The following is a 15,901-nucleotide window of genomic DNA, read 5'->3' as shown; positions in this document are numbered from 1 at the left end:
ATCAGGAGGTAATTTGGGATATGAAAAAGATATTATTATTATTAGCTAACGGATTTGAAGCAGTAGAAGCTAGTGTGTTTACAGATGTACTAGGTTGGAATAAATGGGAGGGAGATGGATCAACTGAGGTCGTAACAGTTGGTCTTCGGAATCAATTAACCTGTACATGGAATTTTACTGTTATACCTGAAAAAACGGTCAATGAAATTCAACTGGATGAGTTTGATGCACTAGCTATTCCAGGAGGATTTGAAGAAGCTGGATTTTACGAGGATGCCTTCAGTACGCCATTTTTACGTGTAATTCAACATTTTTATTCCAATCAGAAACCGATTGCTAGTATCTGTGTTGCATCATTAGCACTTGGCAAAAGCGGAATTCTTAAAGGAAAAAAAGCTACCACATACAATCATTCAACGAGTAAACGAAAAGAGCAGTTACAGAAATTCGGTGCAGTTGTGCAAAATGATTTCATTGTTCAGGATGGAAATATTATTACATCTTCAAATCCAGGCACAGCTTTTGATGTTGCATTTTTATTACTCGAAAAACTAACATCTAAAAAAAATACGGAACATGTAAAGGAACTTATGGGATTTTAGGCATTGAACTGGATTCGCAGCGGATACCGGTGTGCTCACACTGAATGACTATCGAGGGAAAGACCATGCATGTAGAGTAATGCGCTCCATTAGCAAGTACGCCTACTCGCAAGGGTACGAACCCCAAATAGCTGCCAGCTTGACAACTATGCGTCTACGTCCTTGGCAAAAGCCACAGTAACACTATTTGGAAGATGGGAAGTCATTTCGCCTGACTCCACGAACTGAGGGTTCGATCGAAACGGGTATTCTTTTATGCTTATCAACTCATAAACATGCTTCATATCCGAAACCGCATGATAATGCGGTTTTTTGTTTTTATCAAACCTATTATTTCCGTTCGAAGCACTTTATGACCACAGGAGGAAATTCCAAGATGAGAATCAGGGGTCATCTGCTGCAATATAGCATTGCCAAACCATATATTCCTCTACAACGTACCATTGCTTGTTATAGCAAAAACGTTAAGAAACGGATCATGCTATAATGGAATTATTTGACGATAGGATACTCAAAACTAATCATTTCGATTTTTAGGAGTTGGCGAATGATCCGGTTGTTACATCTGAAATGTAATTTACGGTTGAAGATGATTTTGCTCATCAGCCTACTGATTATTGGAATCTGTTCGATTTTCGGGGTGTTTTTGGAACACTTCATAGGGAAGATAGTAGAAGATCAGACGGGAAAAAGAGCATTGAGTCTGGCGCAAAGCGTCGCGAATATCCCCGAAATACAAAGCGCTTTTCGCCTGAATAATCCTTCCGTCGTGATACAACCGATCGTAAAGCCGATACAGCGGGAATCTGGCGCGGAATTCATAGTTGTCGGAGATACGCGGGAAATCCGGCAATCGCATCCCAATGAAAGCATTATCGGGGCGAAAATGGTCGGAAGCGATAATGACAGGGCCCTGCATCATGGTGAGTCGTACGTGTCCAAAATGGAGGGAACGCTAGGTTTGTCGATTCGAGGGAAGGTTCCCATTTTCGATGAAGGGAAGATCGTGGGGCTCGTGTCGGTCGGTTTTCTTACTAACAATGTGCACCGCATCGTAGCGGAAAATAGCAAATCCCTCTGGCTCACCTTGAGTCTCATTGTTCTGTTTGGCATCGCGGGAGCGGTCTTTATTGCTTCTCATATTAAAAAATTATTGCATAATATGGAGCCCGAGGAGATTTCCCATCTGTATCTGCATAAGGAAGCGATACTGCAGTCCACGCATGAAGGAATTATCGCGGTGACTAATGATGGGGCAATATCAGCAATGAATAAAGCGGCCAAGGATATTCTTTTCACAGACACGGAGCAGAAACAATTGAATTATGCAGGAGCATCCATTCATGAGATTGTCCCTTCCTTACACAGTGACGCACAGGACAAGGAGAGAAGCCGCTTGGTGAACCGAGAGATGGTGCTGGGCGAAGACATCGTACTCGTCAATCAGACCCCCATTGTAAGGGAAGATGCCGTCACGGGGAGCGTCTACACGTTTCGCAAGAAAACGGAACTGGAGACAGTGACAGAGGAGCTGTCCCGTATTAAGCAATATGCGAATGCGCAGCGGGCGCAGACGCATGAGTACTCCAATAAGCTGCATATCATCCTGGGGCTGGTGCAGAACCGGCGACTACAGGAAGCGATTGATTTTATAAAAAAAGAAAGCAATATGCAGCAGGCCAGGTTAACATTCTTAGCGGAAAAAGTAGCCGATCCTCTGCTTCAAGCCTTATTTCAAGGAAAATTCAATCAAGCGAATGAACTGAATATCTCCATGGTCATCCATCCCGACAGCCGTTTGGAAGGCTCATTTGCAGATGAGAAGCAAGATGCGCTGTTAACCGCCCTGGGCAATATCATTGAGAATGCATTGGAGGCGGTAAGGCAACAGGAAGAGGGTCAACGTAAGGTTGCCATCTTTTTTACGGATATCGGAGAGGATTGTATTTTTGAGATTGAAGATTCAGGAATAGGGGTGGCCGAGGCGGATATCCCCCGTATATTTCAGCAAGGATTTTCAACGAAGCAGGGCAGCCATCGGGGAATGGGTCTGGCACTATCGAAGCTGATGCTCAATGTAGTCGGCGGGGAGATATTGCTGGAGGCAGGGGAAGGTGAGCTCGGAGGAGCTTGTTTTATGATTATGATACCGAAGGACGAGAGGAGATCGCTATGAAGGACTTGTTTTCAGTGTTGATCATCGAGGATGACTTTCGAGTAGCGGATATTCATCGGCATTATGTCGAAAAAACAACCGGCTTTGCCGCTCCATACATGGCCAAGAACCGTAAAGAAGCGTTGGATTATTTAGAAAGCGGTGACGCGGTTCCGGATCTGATTCTATTGGATATATATATTCCTGACGTGGAAAGGATGAATCTGTTATGGGAGCTTCGTCAGTCCTGTCATGATGCTGATATCATTATCGTCTCGGCGGAGAAGGATGCCAAGGCGGTTCAGGAAGCGCTTCGCGCCGGGGTGTTCGATTATATTGTCAAGCCGGTAGACGAGGAGCGCTTCAGCCTTACCTTGGAAGAATATAAGGAATATCGGAGCATGATGCGCTCCACCAAAGAAATGAAGCAGAGTGATATCGACGCTTTGTTCGGCTTGCATCGCGTGTTGAGTTCCGTCCGGGCGGATGCGGCTCTCCCGAAGGGGATTGATTCTATCACACTAGAAAAGATTTACTGCGTTTTCACGCAGCAAGTGATCGGGGGAATTACGGCTGTTGAATTAAGCGCCGAGCTTGGCATTAGCCGATCAACGGCGCGGCGTTATTTAGAATATTTAGTATCCTTGAAGAGAGTACGGACGATCCTTATCTATGGCACGGTGGGAAGACCAGAACGCAGATACATCCTTTGTGAAACTTATGAACAAAATCGATAAAATGAATTCTATCGTTCTTATGGCTGCAATATTTATCGCCCGATTTATCCGTGATAAATTTCATAGTAAGCAAAGCGGGTGTTTCGTTCATAGCGAATTGTAAACGCATTCATCCATTGCGGAATACGGAATGGTGAGCAAAGCCGCGATCACGGAAAGGGGATATCCTATTGAGTCTGAGCTTGATTGGTCTAATTACAATTTTAATTATCGTCGCCTTGCTTATTAGCGGCAAAGTGACCCCGATTGTTGCCATGGTGATACCGCCGATCCTTGGCGCATTACTCGCAGGGTATAGTTTTTCGGAAATTGGCGTTTTTTTTGGAAATGGCGTCAGCTCGGTTATCCAAGTCGCGATCATGTTTATTTTCGCGATCATCTTTTTCGGCATTATGCAGGATGTCGGACTCTTTGATCCATTAATCAATAAAATGGTCGCTTTTTCACGCGGAAGCGTCATCACGGTATGTGTCGGAACGGTTTTGGTGGCCGCGATTGCCCATTTAGACGGTTCGGGCGCCTCGACTTTCTTAATTACGATACCCGCGCTGCTGCCCGTGTATAAACGCTTGCAGATGAATCCGTATCTGCTGCTCCTCTTGGTCGGAGGGAGCGCAAGCGTCATGAACATGATTCCGTGGGCGGGTCCGTTGGGCCGAACGGCTACCGTACTGAAAGCGGATGTCACCGAATTATGGCAGCCACTCATCCCTGTCCAGATTATCGGCATGGTGCTCATGCTTGGATTGGCCACACTTCTCGGCATTCGGGAGAAGCGGAGAATCATCCGCAAATATGGATCACGGGAGGAGGCGGCCACGCTGGAGGCGACGGCGGCAGGAGCGGCTGCTTCGATTTTAGTCCAGTCCGAACAAGTGAAAGGTCTCGCTCGCCCCAGACTTCTGTGGGTCAATGCCTGTCTCGCCTTATCGGTGATTGGCGTGCTTGTAGCTGGAATTATCCCGGCGGGCCTAGCTTTTATGATCGGGGTAAGCATCGCCTTGCCGCTTAACTTCTTCAAGGTGAATGAGCAGATGGAACGATTGCGTGCCCATGCGCCTAATGCGCTCACGATGGCCTCAATCATTCTTGCGGCCGGCTTATTTTTGGGCATTCTGAACGGAACCGGCATGCTTACGGCCATTGCCAACGACGCCGTGAAGATACTCCCGAGCAGCATTGCGCCTTATCTGCATATTATCGTCGGCTTACTGGGCGTTCCGTTCGATTTAATATTGAGCACGGATGCGTATTACTTTGCCCTGCTTCCCGTCGTCGATCAGATTGCATCCGGCTTCGGCGTCGCTTCGTTGTCCACTGCGTACGCGATGGTCATTGGTAATATCGTCGGTACATTCGTGAGCCCGCTGTCCCCGGCCTTGTGGCTGGCGCTCGGATTAGCGGGTCTGGAGATGGGCCGCCATATCCGCTACTCACTGTTCTGGATATGGGGCATAAGTATTGTTCTCGTCGTCACTGCTCTATTGATAGGAATTATATAGAAATAAATAGCCAGAAATAATTCTTCTACATCAACCTTGATTGGATTATCCCCAATCTCTTATCTATGAAAAGGGGAGTGAACATGAGAGTAAGCCATCTTGTCAAACAAGCCAAAAAAGGCAACAAAGAAGCATTATTACAGCTCATTATGGCCGATAAGGACGCTTATTCGTTCATCACCTTTTATTGCCCAAAACAAAATGGAGAAGTAGTCAGATTTTAGGTAGAATATATGAAAGCCCGGAGACACTTGCGCTAAGGTGTGGATATTCGCCGGGCTTTTATTTTTTGCACACAACAAATATCGCGTGCATTGTATAACGAAATACCTAAAGTCGATATAGGGATTATATTTCTTATCTGTTCGGAGTTGGCACTAAACAAGTTAAGGACTTCATACTGTATACAGTTTAATAAATAACTCATGCTGCAACCCCTGAAATATGGGATGGTAAAAATAATTTGACCCTGTATAATCAAGAATGTTTATTAATTCAAATTTTACAGGATATGGTGATAAAGATGCATGCAAAAGATGAGTTACTGGTCATCAGCGGCAACGGCCATGTAGGGAGTACCATTTGCGTAAAACGGGGGCAGGTTATCATGTTCGACAGCCGACAAGCCGCTCTTCCGCTGAAAGGGAGGGAAGTTTGTTGAGCGTTTCCGCACTTGAAAGCCCCGGAACAGCTGACAACCAGCGGGCATGGATGATGACAGCAATTTGCCTCAGCGCGTTCTTGTCTCACTTTACCGCCGGGGTAGTGAATGTGTCGCTCCCCCGATTCGTCACCGTGTTTCAGTCCGATATTGGGACAGTGCACTGGATGACGACGGGGTATCTTCTCGCCATTACGTCGCTACTTCCCTTAATGGGCAAGTTAGGCGATCGCTGGGGGCATCGCCGCATCCATAACTGCGGCATAGCCCTATTTACAATTAGCTCTGTTCTGGTAGCGATCTCGCCGAATCTTACTGTGCTCCTCCTTATGCGTATTGTGCAAGCAACTGGCGCGGCAATGTTTCAAGCAACGAATATGGCAATCATCACGTTTCATATGCCGGGCGCGATTCGAGGGCGGGCTCTCGGGTTCGTGAGTACCGCTGTTGCTTTGGGGGGCATGGCGGGACCGGTTGCAGGCAGCTTTACCGCGGCCTGGTTGAGCTGGCAATGGGCGTTCCTGATTCATGTGCCAGTGGCAGTCGCGGCAACCGGGTTAGCGCTGCGCTTCATCCCTGCTGATCAGAAGAAAGAAACGAGGAAAAGCTCATTGGACATAGTTGGAGCCATTTTGTTCATGGGCAGCATCGGCATTGGAATCTACGCCATTGTGAACGGAGGCGCCATAGGGTGGGGATCTTCAAATATGCTTCTACTGTACGTAGTCCTGCTAATTCTTTGGCCTTTGGGCTGGTTGTGGCAGTCCCGACAGAAAGAGCCTTTTCTGCCACTCACGGCATTCCGTATTCCAGCCGTAGCCTGCGGTCTCATCATTAGCTGCGCATCTTTCCTGATGGCCAATATTGCATTAGTTCTCATGCCATTTTATATTTCGGGTATCACTTCGGTATCCACGGCGGATACAGGCTATGTTATGCTGGCGTATCCGCTTCTCCTGGCTGTAATCGGTCCCGTCGCAGGGCACTTATCTGATCGGATAGGATCACGCTGCTTAATGGGACTTGGACTATGCGCCATGGCAGGCGGGTTCATGCTGTTCTCCGGGGTATTCGGCGTATTGCCGTTGTGGGCAGTTATTTGTACGCTGGCCTTGATCGGTTCGGGGATGGGGCTGATCGCCTCGCCGAATAACAGTTTCATTATGAGCCACGCAGTGAAGGAAGACGCAGGGGCGCTCGGAAGCATGATTGCATTGACCCGTAACATTGGCTTGGTGCTTGGTGCCGCGCTGGGACTGGGATTGATAGACGACGGCGATCCTGCCAAACCTTTGGACGCATATCTGAATATCTTTGGTTTCGGCGCTTGGATCGGCGCTGCCAGCCTGCTTCCGCTCGGTTACAGTTGGTACGTGCGGAGAAGGATGGTAAAGAGGCGGCATCGTATCAGTGTGGAAAAATGACGGTAAACTGCCAGCGGACACCGGGGGATGTCATTATGTAGTATAATTGGGGAAGGTCCAATTGGGCTAGCATATGTTAATGAAGGATTGTATCTCAACGCATTCATCCCTTTGGGAGCGGATGCGTTTTTTGTGCAACAGCCCCATCAACAAAACAGTGAGTCACCAGGATTTAGTTGAAATCATTGCAGTATGCTTTTTCGGGCTTTACGGGATATATATGCAGGGGCTTGTAACCGTAAAACATCGATTTCGTTGGAATGAGATTGAACAATGCAGAGAAGACCACACAAACAGGGGAGAAGTGGCGAGAGTATGAAAAAAGAGAGGATATAGCGGCTCTTCGATTCCTCCACTGAACCATCACCATGGTAGGGGACGAATTATAAGAGCCGCTTATGTATAACGATGTAAGAAATTGTTAGCGAACCGTATTAGTTCGGGTCTCTGCAATAGTCAAGGAATTCTGTCTCCACCCATTCTTTTCGATCCGTTTTGCCATTATCATACAAGCAGGTTTGACTGTAGTGTCTTTTAATAATGGTTTTTCCATTGAAGCAATTTCTTTCGGTGTAGTCTAAAATTTTTTTGCCGCACGAGGCTGCTTGGGACGGGCTTGGCACCGCAACGAGGAATACAGATGCACACACAACAACTGCCATCACTTTTGTTATTTTGCTCATATAATCACCTCCTAATATAAACTTATTTCACTTATTATTGGATTATTCTCCTTTATTATGGAAATGTAATAATCTAATTTCCATCTCGCGACAATTATCAATTAAAACGATATGCAAACTAGGGTCATGAAAAGAAGGTTTATTCTAAACTATCAAGAATTATTGATGAAGCGCGATCAACAGTTCAGGCAGTTCGTCCCGCAAGTAACAATGGCTGCGGAACAGGGGAGCAGTGTAGCAAGGCGTGTATGCCACCGCGCTGCGGAGCAGATGCGACTGGGAATTGAGCTTGTCGGGTCTGACGACTAGCAAGAATGCTTACATCACTTTGCTGATAAGGAGCTGAAAAACGTGGAAATTTCGAATGGCCTATACATGCTTGAGCTGAACTTTCACGGGAATACCATCCATCCAACTCTTTTGTGGGATCAGGAAATGGCGGTATTAATAGATACCGGGTTTCCAGGACAAATCGAAGATCTAAAAGCGGCTATGAAGAAAGTAGGAGTCTCACTTGATCAGATTAACGTTGTAATTTTGACACATCAGGATATTGATCATATTGGATGTTTACCTGACATTTTGCGAGAGTGCAGCGATCATGTTCAAGTATACGCACACGAATTGGATCAGCCTTATATTCAAGGGGAACTCCCTCTCCTCAAAGATGGACAAATTAAAAATCCCCCCAAAGGTAGGGTAGACAACACGGTAATCGACGGTCAGGAACTTCCCTTTTGCGGGGGAATTCAAATCGTTCACACTCCTGGACATTCTCCCGGTCATATCAGCTTGTATGTAAAAAGAAGTAAAACATTAATTGCTGGCGATTCGATGTATAGTGTAAACGGAATACTCACAGGCATTCATGAGCCAACCACTCTCAATATCGAGGAAGCTCGATTATCGGTGAACAAGTACTTGGAGTTTCACATTGAATCTGTTATATGTTATCACGGAGGACTGAGCAGGGGAAAAATAAATGATCAAATTCGAATGTTAAAATAGAATGACATCCCATTTCGCAAAATAGTTCAAAAACGATATCATGAATTACAGCATAGAATATGTATGTTAGCTCCATGGAGGCAATCGAGCCTATATCCTTAATATCTCAGGGGGAACACCTATGAATACAGATGAAATCAAACAGCCCGGATATGCTGGGCTCCGTAAAGTAGAAATATCCGATAATGCTCTGAGCATATCGTTTCCAATGTGGATCATGTATCCTACAGGCACTGCAGAACAAACTATTCAATTAGGGCCTTATCCGACCGAGCTAGCAAGTGATGCGGAGGTCTTGGAAGGAACGTTCCCGTTAGTGCTGATCTCTCACGGTACTGGCAGCACTCCTTTCGCATATCGCATGTTAGCCCAGCATTTAGCGCGTAATGGTTTTATCATAGGAATGCCGGAACACCCCTTCAATAACAGAAATGATAATAGCTTGGAAGGTACGATGCAAAATCTTGCGAACAGACCAAGACATATTCGGATGGCCATCGATTGGTTTTTTGAAAATGAGAGCTTTGCAGAAAAAATTATACCAAATGATGTTTCGGTTATCGGTCATTCGCTCGGGGGATACACTGCTTTGGCAGCGGCAGGCGGCGAGCCAACCTCATTTCCACATGAGTCACCGGATGGTCAACCGCAGCGCATTGAGGTTATGCCGGATCCCCGTATTCAGTCGCTTGTACTGCTTGCGCCAGCATCGGTATGGTTTCAATCCGAAGAAGCGTTACGCATGATCAACATTCCGATCTTAATGCTTGATGCCGAAAAAGATCCGTTCACGCCTGCTTTTCACGCGCAAATTATTATGAATGGAGTTGCTGACCGAGATAAGGTTCAATATAGAACCGTGCAAAATGCCGGACATTTTTCCTTTTTGAGCCCATTTCCAGCTTCGATGGTTTCGCCATCATTTCCCCCTTCACAAGATCCTCCTGGCTTTGATCGAATACAGTTTCAAGAGGAGCTTTATGCTGAAATTACGAGATTCTTGGAGAGTAAGTAATCAGTTTGCAATTCTGTAAGAATGATTTCGCTAATACGCTAAGGGATAACTGAGTTAGACATCTTATTTGATGTATGGGAACATTTTTGAGCAGACTGTTCGGGCTAACGCATTTCGCGTCGGCCCGTTGGTTTCTCTTCGATTTACCGCATCCTGCAGAGAAAGCGATTATACGGATTCCGCTGGTTTCTGGTACCAGAAAAGAGCATAGTCGTTCATGGCCGATGCGTGGCCCAACTGACGCAGCATTGTTGACAAGTTGCCCCTATGATAGGTTCCGTGGTTGACCACATGCAGTACAATTTCCGATAAGCGTATTTGGCGAATTCCAGCAAATGGATTGTCTAGCAATATCGTTTGTTCCAAATCAGCTTGGCTTCGGAAGGTTTCTCTATATTGTTCCGATAACTTGGCATAGATTTCAGCGTATTCCTCCACAGAATTCAGGATTTTCTCATTTAGCGGTATGCACGCTGGCAGCGCCTCCCGCATATCCGTACCTGTTAAAATCATGTACCACATCTTATCAACCGTATAAATATGACTAAGGGCATGGGCGATGGTGGGAAAGGAGCTATTCACTTCCTGACTTAGTACAGAAGACGGAAGTTCATTGATCCTATTTAGGATCGTTTGATTCGCCCATGTGTGGTAGTTATACATTTCTACTGGAAGATTCCTCATTCAAATCGTCTCCTTCAAAGATAGTGAGATTGACTAGAATCATTAGCATCTGTACAATAATGGACAAATAAGATCTATAATATCTTTTTAATAGCTTTATACGCTCAAAAGTAATGGCTAAAGCAAAAACTTAACGGTGAATTGGCTGCACTTAGTCCTAATGTGGATTTCCATGTTGTAATTACAGATATTGAATGTCTGTAATATATATTAATCATTTCGCATAAATAAAATACAGAGGAGATAAATATGACAGAATTTTGGGAAGCAAGCTTTATAGAGAAACAAATGATGTGGGGATTAGAACCTTCTAACTCCGCTATTTTGGCAAAGAATTTTTTCCTTGAAAAGAAAGTTAAGGACATATTGATACCTGGTTTTGGTTATGGGAGAAATGCAAAGATTTTTTCAGACAACGGAATTCAAGTAACAGGTATTGAGATATCAAAAACTGCGATTGATCTAGCTAGGAATAACGGGGTTACTGCTAATATTTATCATGGTTCAGTGACGAATATGCCATTTGATAACAAACGATATGACGGCATATTCTGTTATGCTCTGATTCATTTACTGAACAGTTGTGAGCGGAAAAAATTAATTCAAAATTGCTATAATCAGTTAAATCCCAATGGATATATGATGTTTACTGCTGTTACAAAAAAGGCTCCCATGTATGGCAAGGGCAGAGAACTGAGTCAAGATCGATTTGAGATTATGGATGGCGTCAAAATGTTCTTCTATGATTCGAATTCAGTAAAACGAGAATTTGGGAAGTATGGACTAATCGAGTTTTCAGAGATTGATGAGCCGAATAAAGTGATGGAAAATAAGCCTGCTATGAATTTTGTAATGATAAAATGTAAAAAGGGAGCTAGATAAAGTTCGTAAAAAATGATTTTTGGAAAAGGAGCGGAGGGAACATGGTAACACAGCCACTTGCGACAGAGTATGGGGAAGCATTTGCAAATTACATTGGCCAGGTGCCGGCAGGGGATCTGCGGGAGATGCTAGGTAAGCAGCTAGAGCAAACGACGAAACTCATCTCGAACCTCTCGAAGGAGCAGGGGGAGTATCGCTATGCGCCGGGCAAATGGTCTATTAAGGAAGTGCTCGGTCATATCGCTGACACGGAACGCGTCATGGCATACCGGTTGTTGCGCATTGCAAGAGGGGATCAGACTCCTCTGCCGGAATTCGATGAGAATCAGTTCATGAACGGCTCCGCATTCGATTCAATGCCAATGTCCGAGCTGCTGGAGGACTATCAAGCCGTCCGCCATGCGACGTTGACGCTGCTGCGTAGTCTTACCGATGAAGCTGCGCTTCGCACAGGCACCACGAACAACATGACGATATCCGCTCGTGCGCTTGCTTATACGATCGCAGGGCATGAGCTGCATCATTTGCGTGTGCTGAAGGAACGGTATTTGGAATAGGCACGTGATAATTTTATCTTGAAAAAAAGGAGACGATAGCTCTATTTAAAACATTACGAGGCTGCCGCGGGAACAATCGGGTGGCCTCATTAAGCTGCGGAAGGGATAATCACTAGCACTAATTCCTTCCGTGCAATTACGGGGGTCAGTCCTTTAACCCTCTTGAACTTTTATGTTCGATTCCAGATTCAAACAACCGCATTCCTTTGCAATCTGCATAGCCCTATCGCCATTATTTTTGTCAACAATTGCAGTGAGTATAATATCAAAGCCAGATACCATCGTCCCACCAGAACTCATACCGCTTGCACTTGTACTTGTGGCAGCTAAAATACCGGAATCGCGTCCAAAGTTGCCGTTGAGTGTAATCGAACCCAAACTTGGAATATCTCCAGTAATAGGGTTATTGGGGTCATACCCACTTCCAGGGTACCCGTCAAAACGATCAATTTCGGACTCGATTACTTCAAATTCACTCTTCATTTGATCCAAAGCTTTCTTCGCTTGTTCCGGTGATTTAAAGTAAACAATTATCGGTTTTTCAGTCATAAGGATTCTCCTTACCTTCATTTTCAAATAGCTTTACCAGTACTCAGTAAATTACTCTTAGAGAGTACGATCATGTTCTAAAAAGAAAGGCCATCTGGCAAAGGATGGCCTTTTCACATGTCGTTACAGACAGCACGGGAACCGTGCCGCAAGTAATGACCTTAAGGGCGTGGAAAGACGCCCCAAGGAGGGTATATACTAATGGGAGGATTATTCTTAATAAAGGTGTGTAAATATATTCCTTTTAAAAAAGAGACGGTTACCATATGTATGGCAAACCGTCTCTTTTTTAATGGCGTTCTATACGATTAATATTACGAATTGCCTTGGCAATGTCTGGGAGGCTATTAGCTAGAGCAGTTTCAGCCCGTTCAAATCTCCCAAGGGAAAGAAATCGCTTTGCCGCTCGTAAATCCTTGATCGCGCCGTTGATTGCAGTCAGGGCATACTGTGAACAGCCTATACATAACGGCGGTCTTCGCTGTGAAATAATTGCAATGCCTTTGCGTGTTTTACCTATTTTCCTTTTATTAGAAGTCATAGTTATTCCCCCCTTTGTCAAGCAATATATGCTAATCTAACTTCATTTGCCTAGGTTCGTATCATAGTAAGTGAAAAACGCTTCTGATATCGAGTATAAGCTGAATGGAAATGGAGGATGGCAAAAGAAACAAGGGCTACTGACTGCTAAGTCGTCGGGTTACAAGGACATTATTTGATAATGAATGAAGCAACTCCAACTTTATACTTTCCTTAGAAATTCCTGTTACGATGACTTTGCATATAAAAGAGTAACGAGAATGGATTTCTAAGGAGGAGTATTTTCATCATGCAAGCAGTACAACGATTAAAAGGATTAATAGCTCTAGGTATGGCGTTTACGCTCATTCTATCCCCGTTCAATGCCTCAGCGGCAGCGCAAAAGAATGACGGAGTGAAGGGAAATATAAGGGAGATTACATCGACCACGTCATCGAATTATAAAGATTTAGAGTTTCTGAAGCCGATCTTGAAGGACAAGACGGTCGTCAGTCTCGGTGAGAATTTCCACCGTGTTGCAGAATACAGCAGCATGAAGACAAGATTGATCAAGTATTTACACGAAGAGATGGGGTTTGACGTGATCGCATTTGAATCCGGACTTGGGGATGCTTTCATGACGAGCGAGAATGCCCGCAACTTGACCCCGAAAGAGATGATGCAGCGTTCTATTTTTCCAATTTGGCATTCCAAGGAAACGCTGAATCTGTTCGAATACATAAAGAAGTCGCAGGGAACCAAAAACCCGCTCCATCTCGCAGGTTATGACATGCAATTCACCTCAGGTTATCTTACACAGTTTATTGCCGGCTGGATTTCCAAGGTGGACAAGGAGCAAGGCCAGCAGTATTTCAACTTCGAGATGCAAGCCATGACGGATTTGTATAAGGTACTTAATGAATATGGCATGGAAGATGGCCATCCAGAGGCAAAGGCAGCCGTTAAGAAGGTCAAGGAAACGTACGAGCCAAAATATAACGCTTTGATCCAATTTATCCAAGAGCACAAGAAGGAGCTCGCAGCGGCTTATCCAGCCAACCCGAATATGGTGGATATTGCGATCAAGACGCTCGGAGATCGAGTAAAGTTCATCGAGATGGGGATGTGCAATACGAAGGAAAGCTATGAATTCCGCGACCGAATTATGGCTGACAATGTCGAATGGCTAATGAAGGTGATGTATCCCGGCAAAAAAGTGATATTATGGGCACATAACGATCATTTAGCGAAGAATACATCTAAGATTCAGACCAAAGAGCAAGGAAAATGGATCGGCAGCTTCACCAGCATGGGCGAACTGCTCCATAAGAAGCTGAAGGATAAAGCTTATGTCATTGGGCTCTATATGAACAGCGGCAAGGCAAGCACCATTACGACGCAGAAGCTCTTCGATATTAAGCCAATGCCGAAGGGAAGTCTGGAAGAGTTGATGATGCGAAGCGGGTATAAAATTGCATATGCCGATCTTTCCAAGCATAAGTCCCCGAAGCAGAGCAACTTATGGATGTTCAAGCCGATCTATGCAGCGGAGGATGGAATGGCGTCGGAGATTATTGAGCCGATGTCAATGCGATTCGTTCCAAAAGAACAGTTCGACGGTATCATCGTCTTCGATAAAGTGAAGGAACCTACAACCAAGTTCTAATCCGTCTCTATATAGAGGCGATAAATTTAAATATTATAAATAGAAAGTGCCTAGAGCTCATATAGGCACTTTTTTCTATTTTAAAAATAAGGATATTTTCAGCCTCATGTCATCCATAAACTCGTTTACAATCCATATCTAGGCAGATAGATTTGTAATTCTAGGGAACGCTTGTTAAGCTGGTAATAACTACACATCTTATAATCAACACGATCAATGTGGTGAAAACACATGAATGGAAACAAACTAGGGAAGGTAGGGATCTTTTTGAAACATACCAGAATACGAAAAATAGCGCTTTTCGTCGGAATATTATCTTTGTCTCTTACAAATGTCAACTTGTTTACTGGGGTATCCTTACAGGCAGAAGCAAAAGAAAAAAACGACCAAATACCCAAGCCTGCCAATCAAGCTCATCAGCAATTCGTTCAACTTGAGAAAAAGTATGATGCTCGACTGGGCGTTTATGCGATCGATACAGGCACGAACCAGACAATCACTTATCGTTCAAATGAACGGTTTGCTTATACGTCTACTTTCAAGGCTTTGGCAGCAGGAGTTCTACTACAGAAAAACGAAATTGAGCAGCTTGACAAAGTTATTACGTATACAAAAGATGATCTTGTTGAATATTCACCGATCACGGAGAAGCATGTGGATACGGGAATGACACTTGGGGAACTTGCAGAGGCTGCCGTTCGTTTCAGTGATAATACGGCAGTCAACCTTTTTCTTAAAGAACTAGATGGACCAAAAGGAATCGAAAAAGCGCTAAGACAAATTGGTGATCAGGTTACTCACGCGGATCGTTATGAAACAGAATTAAACGAGGCTACTCCTGGAGACATTCGTGATACAAGCACACCTCAAGCGCTTGCTGATGATCTGAAGGCTTTCACAGTCGGAAATGCGCTCCCGGCCGATAAACAAAATCTCCTAATGAATTGGATGCGCGGAAATGCTACCGGAGACAAGCTTATTCGCGCTGGCGTTCCAATAGATTGGGAAGTTGCCGATAAATCAGGAGCAGGAGGCTACGGAACACGAAACGATATCGCCATCGTATGGCCACCAAATCGAGCACCTATTATCATTGCAGTTCTATCCAGCCGCGATAAGAAAGATGCTGCCTATCATAACGAACTGATTGCAGAGGCTGCTAAGGTTACAATGAAAGCTCTCCAGTGACCCCTTTGCTGCTCCATTCCTTATAAAATGCTATCTATTATGGTCGTACCTCATCGTATCAGACTAAAA

Annotated in this window: 16 protein-coding genes and 1 pseudogene; 13 read left to right on the top strand and 4 right to left on the bottom strand. The window is 44.8% G+C overall.

All coding sequences use genetic code 11. From position 1 onward, the window contains the following. Window positions 1-20 precede the first annotated feature (20 nt). From NO352_RS11120 to NO352_RS11095, 6 genes and pseudogenes are all read left to right on the top strand, one after another. A complete protein-coding gene (locus NO352_RS11120) occupies window positions 21-602 on the top strand; it encodes a DJ-1/PfpI family protein (RefSeq protein ID WP_005550754.1) in 582 nt (193 codons plus the stop codon). Window positions 603-1,149: 547 nt separating this feature from the next. Continuing rightward, window positions 1,150-2,778, top strand: coding sequence for an ATP-binding protein (locus NO352_RS11115; protein WP_289355662.1), 1,629 nt, complete (start codon window positions 1,150-1,152; stop codon window positions 2,776-2,778). Continuing rightward, complete coding sequence (locus NO352_RS11110) at window positions 2,775-3,494, top strand: response regulator (protein ID WP_289355661.1); 720 nt, start codon at window positions 2,775-2,777, stop codon at window positions 3,492-3,494. Before NO352_RS11115 ends, NO352_RS11110 begins: the two co-directional genes overlap by 4 nt. 170 nt (window positions 3,495-3,664) lie before the next feature. Next, entirely contained in the window at window positions 3,665-4,996 is a 1,332-nt protein-coding gene (locus NO352_RS11105) for a CitMHS family transporter (RefSeq protein ID WP_268620212.1), read from the top strand. 83 nt (window positions 4,997-5,079) lie between these two features. Next, window positions 5,080-5,166 (top strand): annotated as a pseudogene (locus NO352_RS11100) (RNA polymerase subunit sigma-24); the annotation flags it as partial. Between the two features lie 487 nt (window positions 5,167-5,653). Next, complete coding sequence (locus tag NO352_RS11095; protein WP_289355660.1) at window positions 5,654-7,081, top strand: MFS transporter; 1,428 nt, start codon at window positions 5,654-5,656, stop codon at window positions 7,079-7,081. A 434-nt stretch (window positions 7,082-7,515) separates the two neighbouring features. Here the strand turns inward: NO352_RS11095 and NO352_RS11090 are convergent, their stop codons facing one another. Next, a complete protein-coding gene (locus NO352_RS11090) occupies window positions 7,516-7,764 on the bottom strand; it encodes a hypothetical protein (RefSeq protein ID WP_289355659.1) in 249 nt (82 codons plus the stop codon). A gap of 126 nt (window positions 7,765-7,890) precedes the next feature. Between NO352_RS11090 and NO352_RS11085 the strand changes: the two genes are divergently transcribed. The 3 genes from NO352_RS11085 to NO352_RS11075 all read left to right on the top strand — a co-directional run bounded on the left by NO352_RS11085 (window position 7,891) and on the right by NO352_RS11075 (window position 9,787). After that, on the top strand, window positions 7,891-8,073 hold the full coding sequence (locus NO352_RS11085; protein ID WP_268620209.1) for a hypothetical protein: 183 nt from the start codon (window positions 7,891-7,893) through the stop codon (window positions 8,071-8,073). A gap of 42 nt (window positions 8,074-8,115) precedes the next feature. Then, entirely contained in the window at window positions 8,116-8,772 is a 657-nt protein-coding gene (locus NO352_RS11080) for an MBL fold metallo-hydrolase (protein WP_289355658.1), read from the top strand. 121 nt (window positions 8,773-8,893) lie between these two features. Continuing rightward, entirely contained in the window at window positions 8,894-9,787 is an 894-nt protein-coding gene (locus NO352_RS11075) for an alpha/beta hydrolase family protein (RefSeq protein WP_289355657.1), read from the top strand. A 168-nt stretch (window positions 9,788-9,955) separates the two neighbouring features. Here the strand turns inward: NO352_RS11075 and NO352_RS11070 are convergent, their stop codons facing one another. Then, window positions 9,956-10,471 carry a DinB family protein gene (locus tag NO352_RS11070; RefSeq protein ID WP_289355656.1) on the bottom strand — a complete coding sequence of 172 codons (516 nt, stop codon included), beginning with the start codon at window positions 10,469-10,471 and terminating at the stop codon, window positions 9,956-9,958. 249 nt (window positions 10,472-10,720) lie between these two features. Here NO352_RS11070 and NO352_RS11065 point away from each other — a divergent pair, with 249 nt between their 5' ends. Together NO352_RS11065 and NO352_RS11060 are read left to right on the top strand one after the other, a co-directional pair. After that, window positions 10,721-11,353 carry a class I SAM-dependent methyltransferase gene (locus tag NO352_RS11065; RefSeq protein ID WP_289355655.1) on the top strand — a complete coding sequence of 211 codons (633 nt, stop codon included), beginning with the start codon at window positions 10,721-10,723 and terminating at the stop codon, window positions 11,351-11,353. Window positions 11,354-11,394: 41 nt separating this feature from the next. Continuing rightward, window positions 11,395-11,910, top strand: a complete 516-nt coding sequence (locus NO352_RS11060; protein WP_289355654.1) for a DinB family protein — start codon at window positions 11,395-11,397, stop codon at window positions 11,908-11,910. 153 nt (window positions 11,911-12,063) lie between these two features. Here the strand turns inward: NO352_RS11060 and NO352_RS11055 are convergent, their stop codons facing one another. Continuing rightward, the gene (locus tag NO352_RS11055) at window positions 12,064-12,459 is read right to left on the bottom strand and encodes a hypothetical protein (protein ID WP_289355653.1); all 396 of its coding nucleotides are present in this window, start codon (window positions 12,457-12,459) and stop codon (window positions 12,064-12,066) included. Window positions 12,460-12,748: 289 nt separating this feature from the next. Continuing rightward, complete coding sequence (locus NO352_RS11050) at window positions 12,749-13,000, bottom strand: hypothetical protein (protein WP_268620202.1); 252 nt, start codon at window positions 12,998-13,000, stop codon at window positions 12,749-12,751. Between the two features lie 288 nt (window positions 13,001-13,288). Here NO352_RS11050 and NO352_RS11045 point away from each other — a divergent pair, with 288 nt between their 5' ends. Next, window positions 13,289-14,644, top strand: a complete 1,356-nt coding sequence (locus NO352_RS11045) for an erythromycin esterase family protein (protein WP_289355652.1) — start codon at window positions 13,289-13,291, stop codon at window positions 14,642-14,644. Between the two features lie 231 nt (window positions 14,645-14,875). Next, window positions 14,876-15,832, top strand: a complete 957-nt coding sequence (gene bla / locus NO352_RS11040; RefSeq protein WP_289355651.1) for a class A beta-lactamase — start codon at window positions 14,876-14,878, stop codon at window positions 15,830-15,832. Window positions 15,833-15,901: the final 69 nt, after the last annotated feature.

Source organism: Paenibacillus sp. S-12 (assembly GCF_030363895.1).
Classification (GTDB): Bacteria; Bacillota; Bacilli; order Paenibacillales; family Paenibacillaceae; genus Paenibacillus_B; species Paenibacillus_B alvei.
Note: the sequence above shows the minus strand (reverse complement) of the source record. Positions and strands in the feature narration are given on the sequence as shown.

Coding starts and splice junctions, on each gene's coding strand:
- NO352_RS11120 (WP_005550754.1), top strand. CDS start 21: ATGAAAAAGATATTATTATTATTAGCTAACGGATTTGAAGCAGTAGAA.
- NO352_RS11115 (WP_289355662.1), top strand. CDS start 1,150: ATGATCCGGTTGTTACATCTGAAATGTAATTTACGGTTGAAGATGATT.
- NO352_RS11110 (WP_289355661.1), top strand. CDS start 2,775: ATGAAGGACTTGTTTTCAGTGTTGATCATCGAGGATGACTTTCGAGTA.
- NO352_RS11090 (WP_289355659.1), bottom strand. CDS start 7,764: ATGAGCAAAATAACAAAAGTGATGGCAGTTGTTGTGTGTGCATCTGTA.
- NO352_RS11085 (WP_268620209.1), top strand. CDS start 7,891: ATGAAAAGAAGGTTTATTCTAAACTATCAAGAATTATTGATGAAGCGC.
- NO352_RS11075 (WP_289355657.1), top strand. CDS start 8,894: ATGAATACAGATGAAATCAAACAGCCCGGATATGCTGGGCTCCGTAAA.
- NO352_RS11070 (WP_289355656.1), bottom strand. CDS start 10,471: ATGAGGAATCTTCCAGTAGAAATGTATAACTACCACACATGGGCGAAT.
- NO352_RS11065 (WP_289355655.1), top strand. CDS start 10,721: ATGACAGAATTTTGGGAAGCAAGCTTTATAGAGAAACAAATGATGTGG.
- NO352_RS11060 (WP_289355654.1), top strand. CDS start 11,395: ATGGTAACACAGCCACTTGCGACAGAGTATGGGGAAGCATTTGCAAAT.
- NO352_RS11055 (WP_289355653.1), bottom strand. CDS start 12,459: ATGACTGAAAAACCGATAATTGTTTACTTTAAATCACCGGAACAAGCG.
- NO352_RS11050 (WP_268620202.1), bottom strand. CDS start 13,000: ATGACTTCTAATAAAAGGAAAATAGGTAAAACACGCAAAGGCATTGCA.
- NO352_RS11045 (WP_289355652.1), top strand. CDS start 13,289: ATGCAAGCAGTACAACGATTAAAAGGATTAATAGCTCTAGGTATGGCG.
- bla (WP_289355651.1), top strand. CDS start 14,876: ATGAATGGAAACAAACTAGGGAAGGTAGGGATCTTTTTGAAACATACC.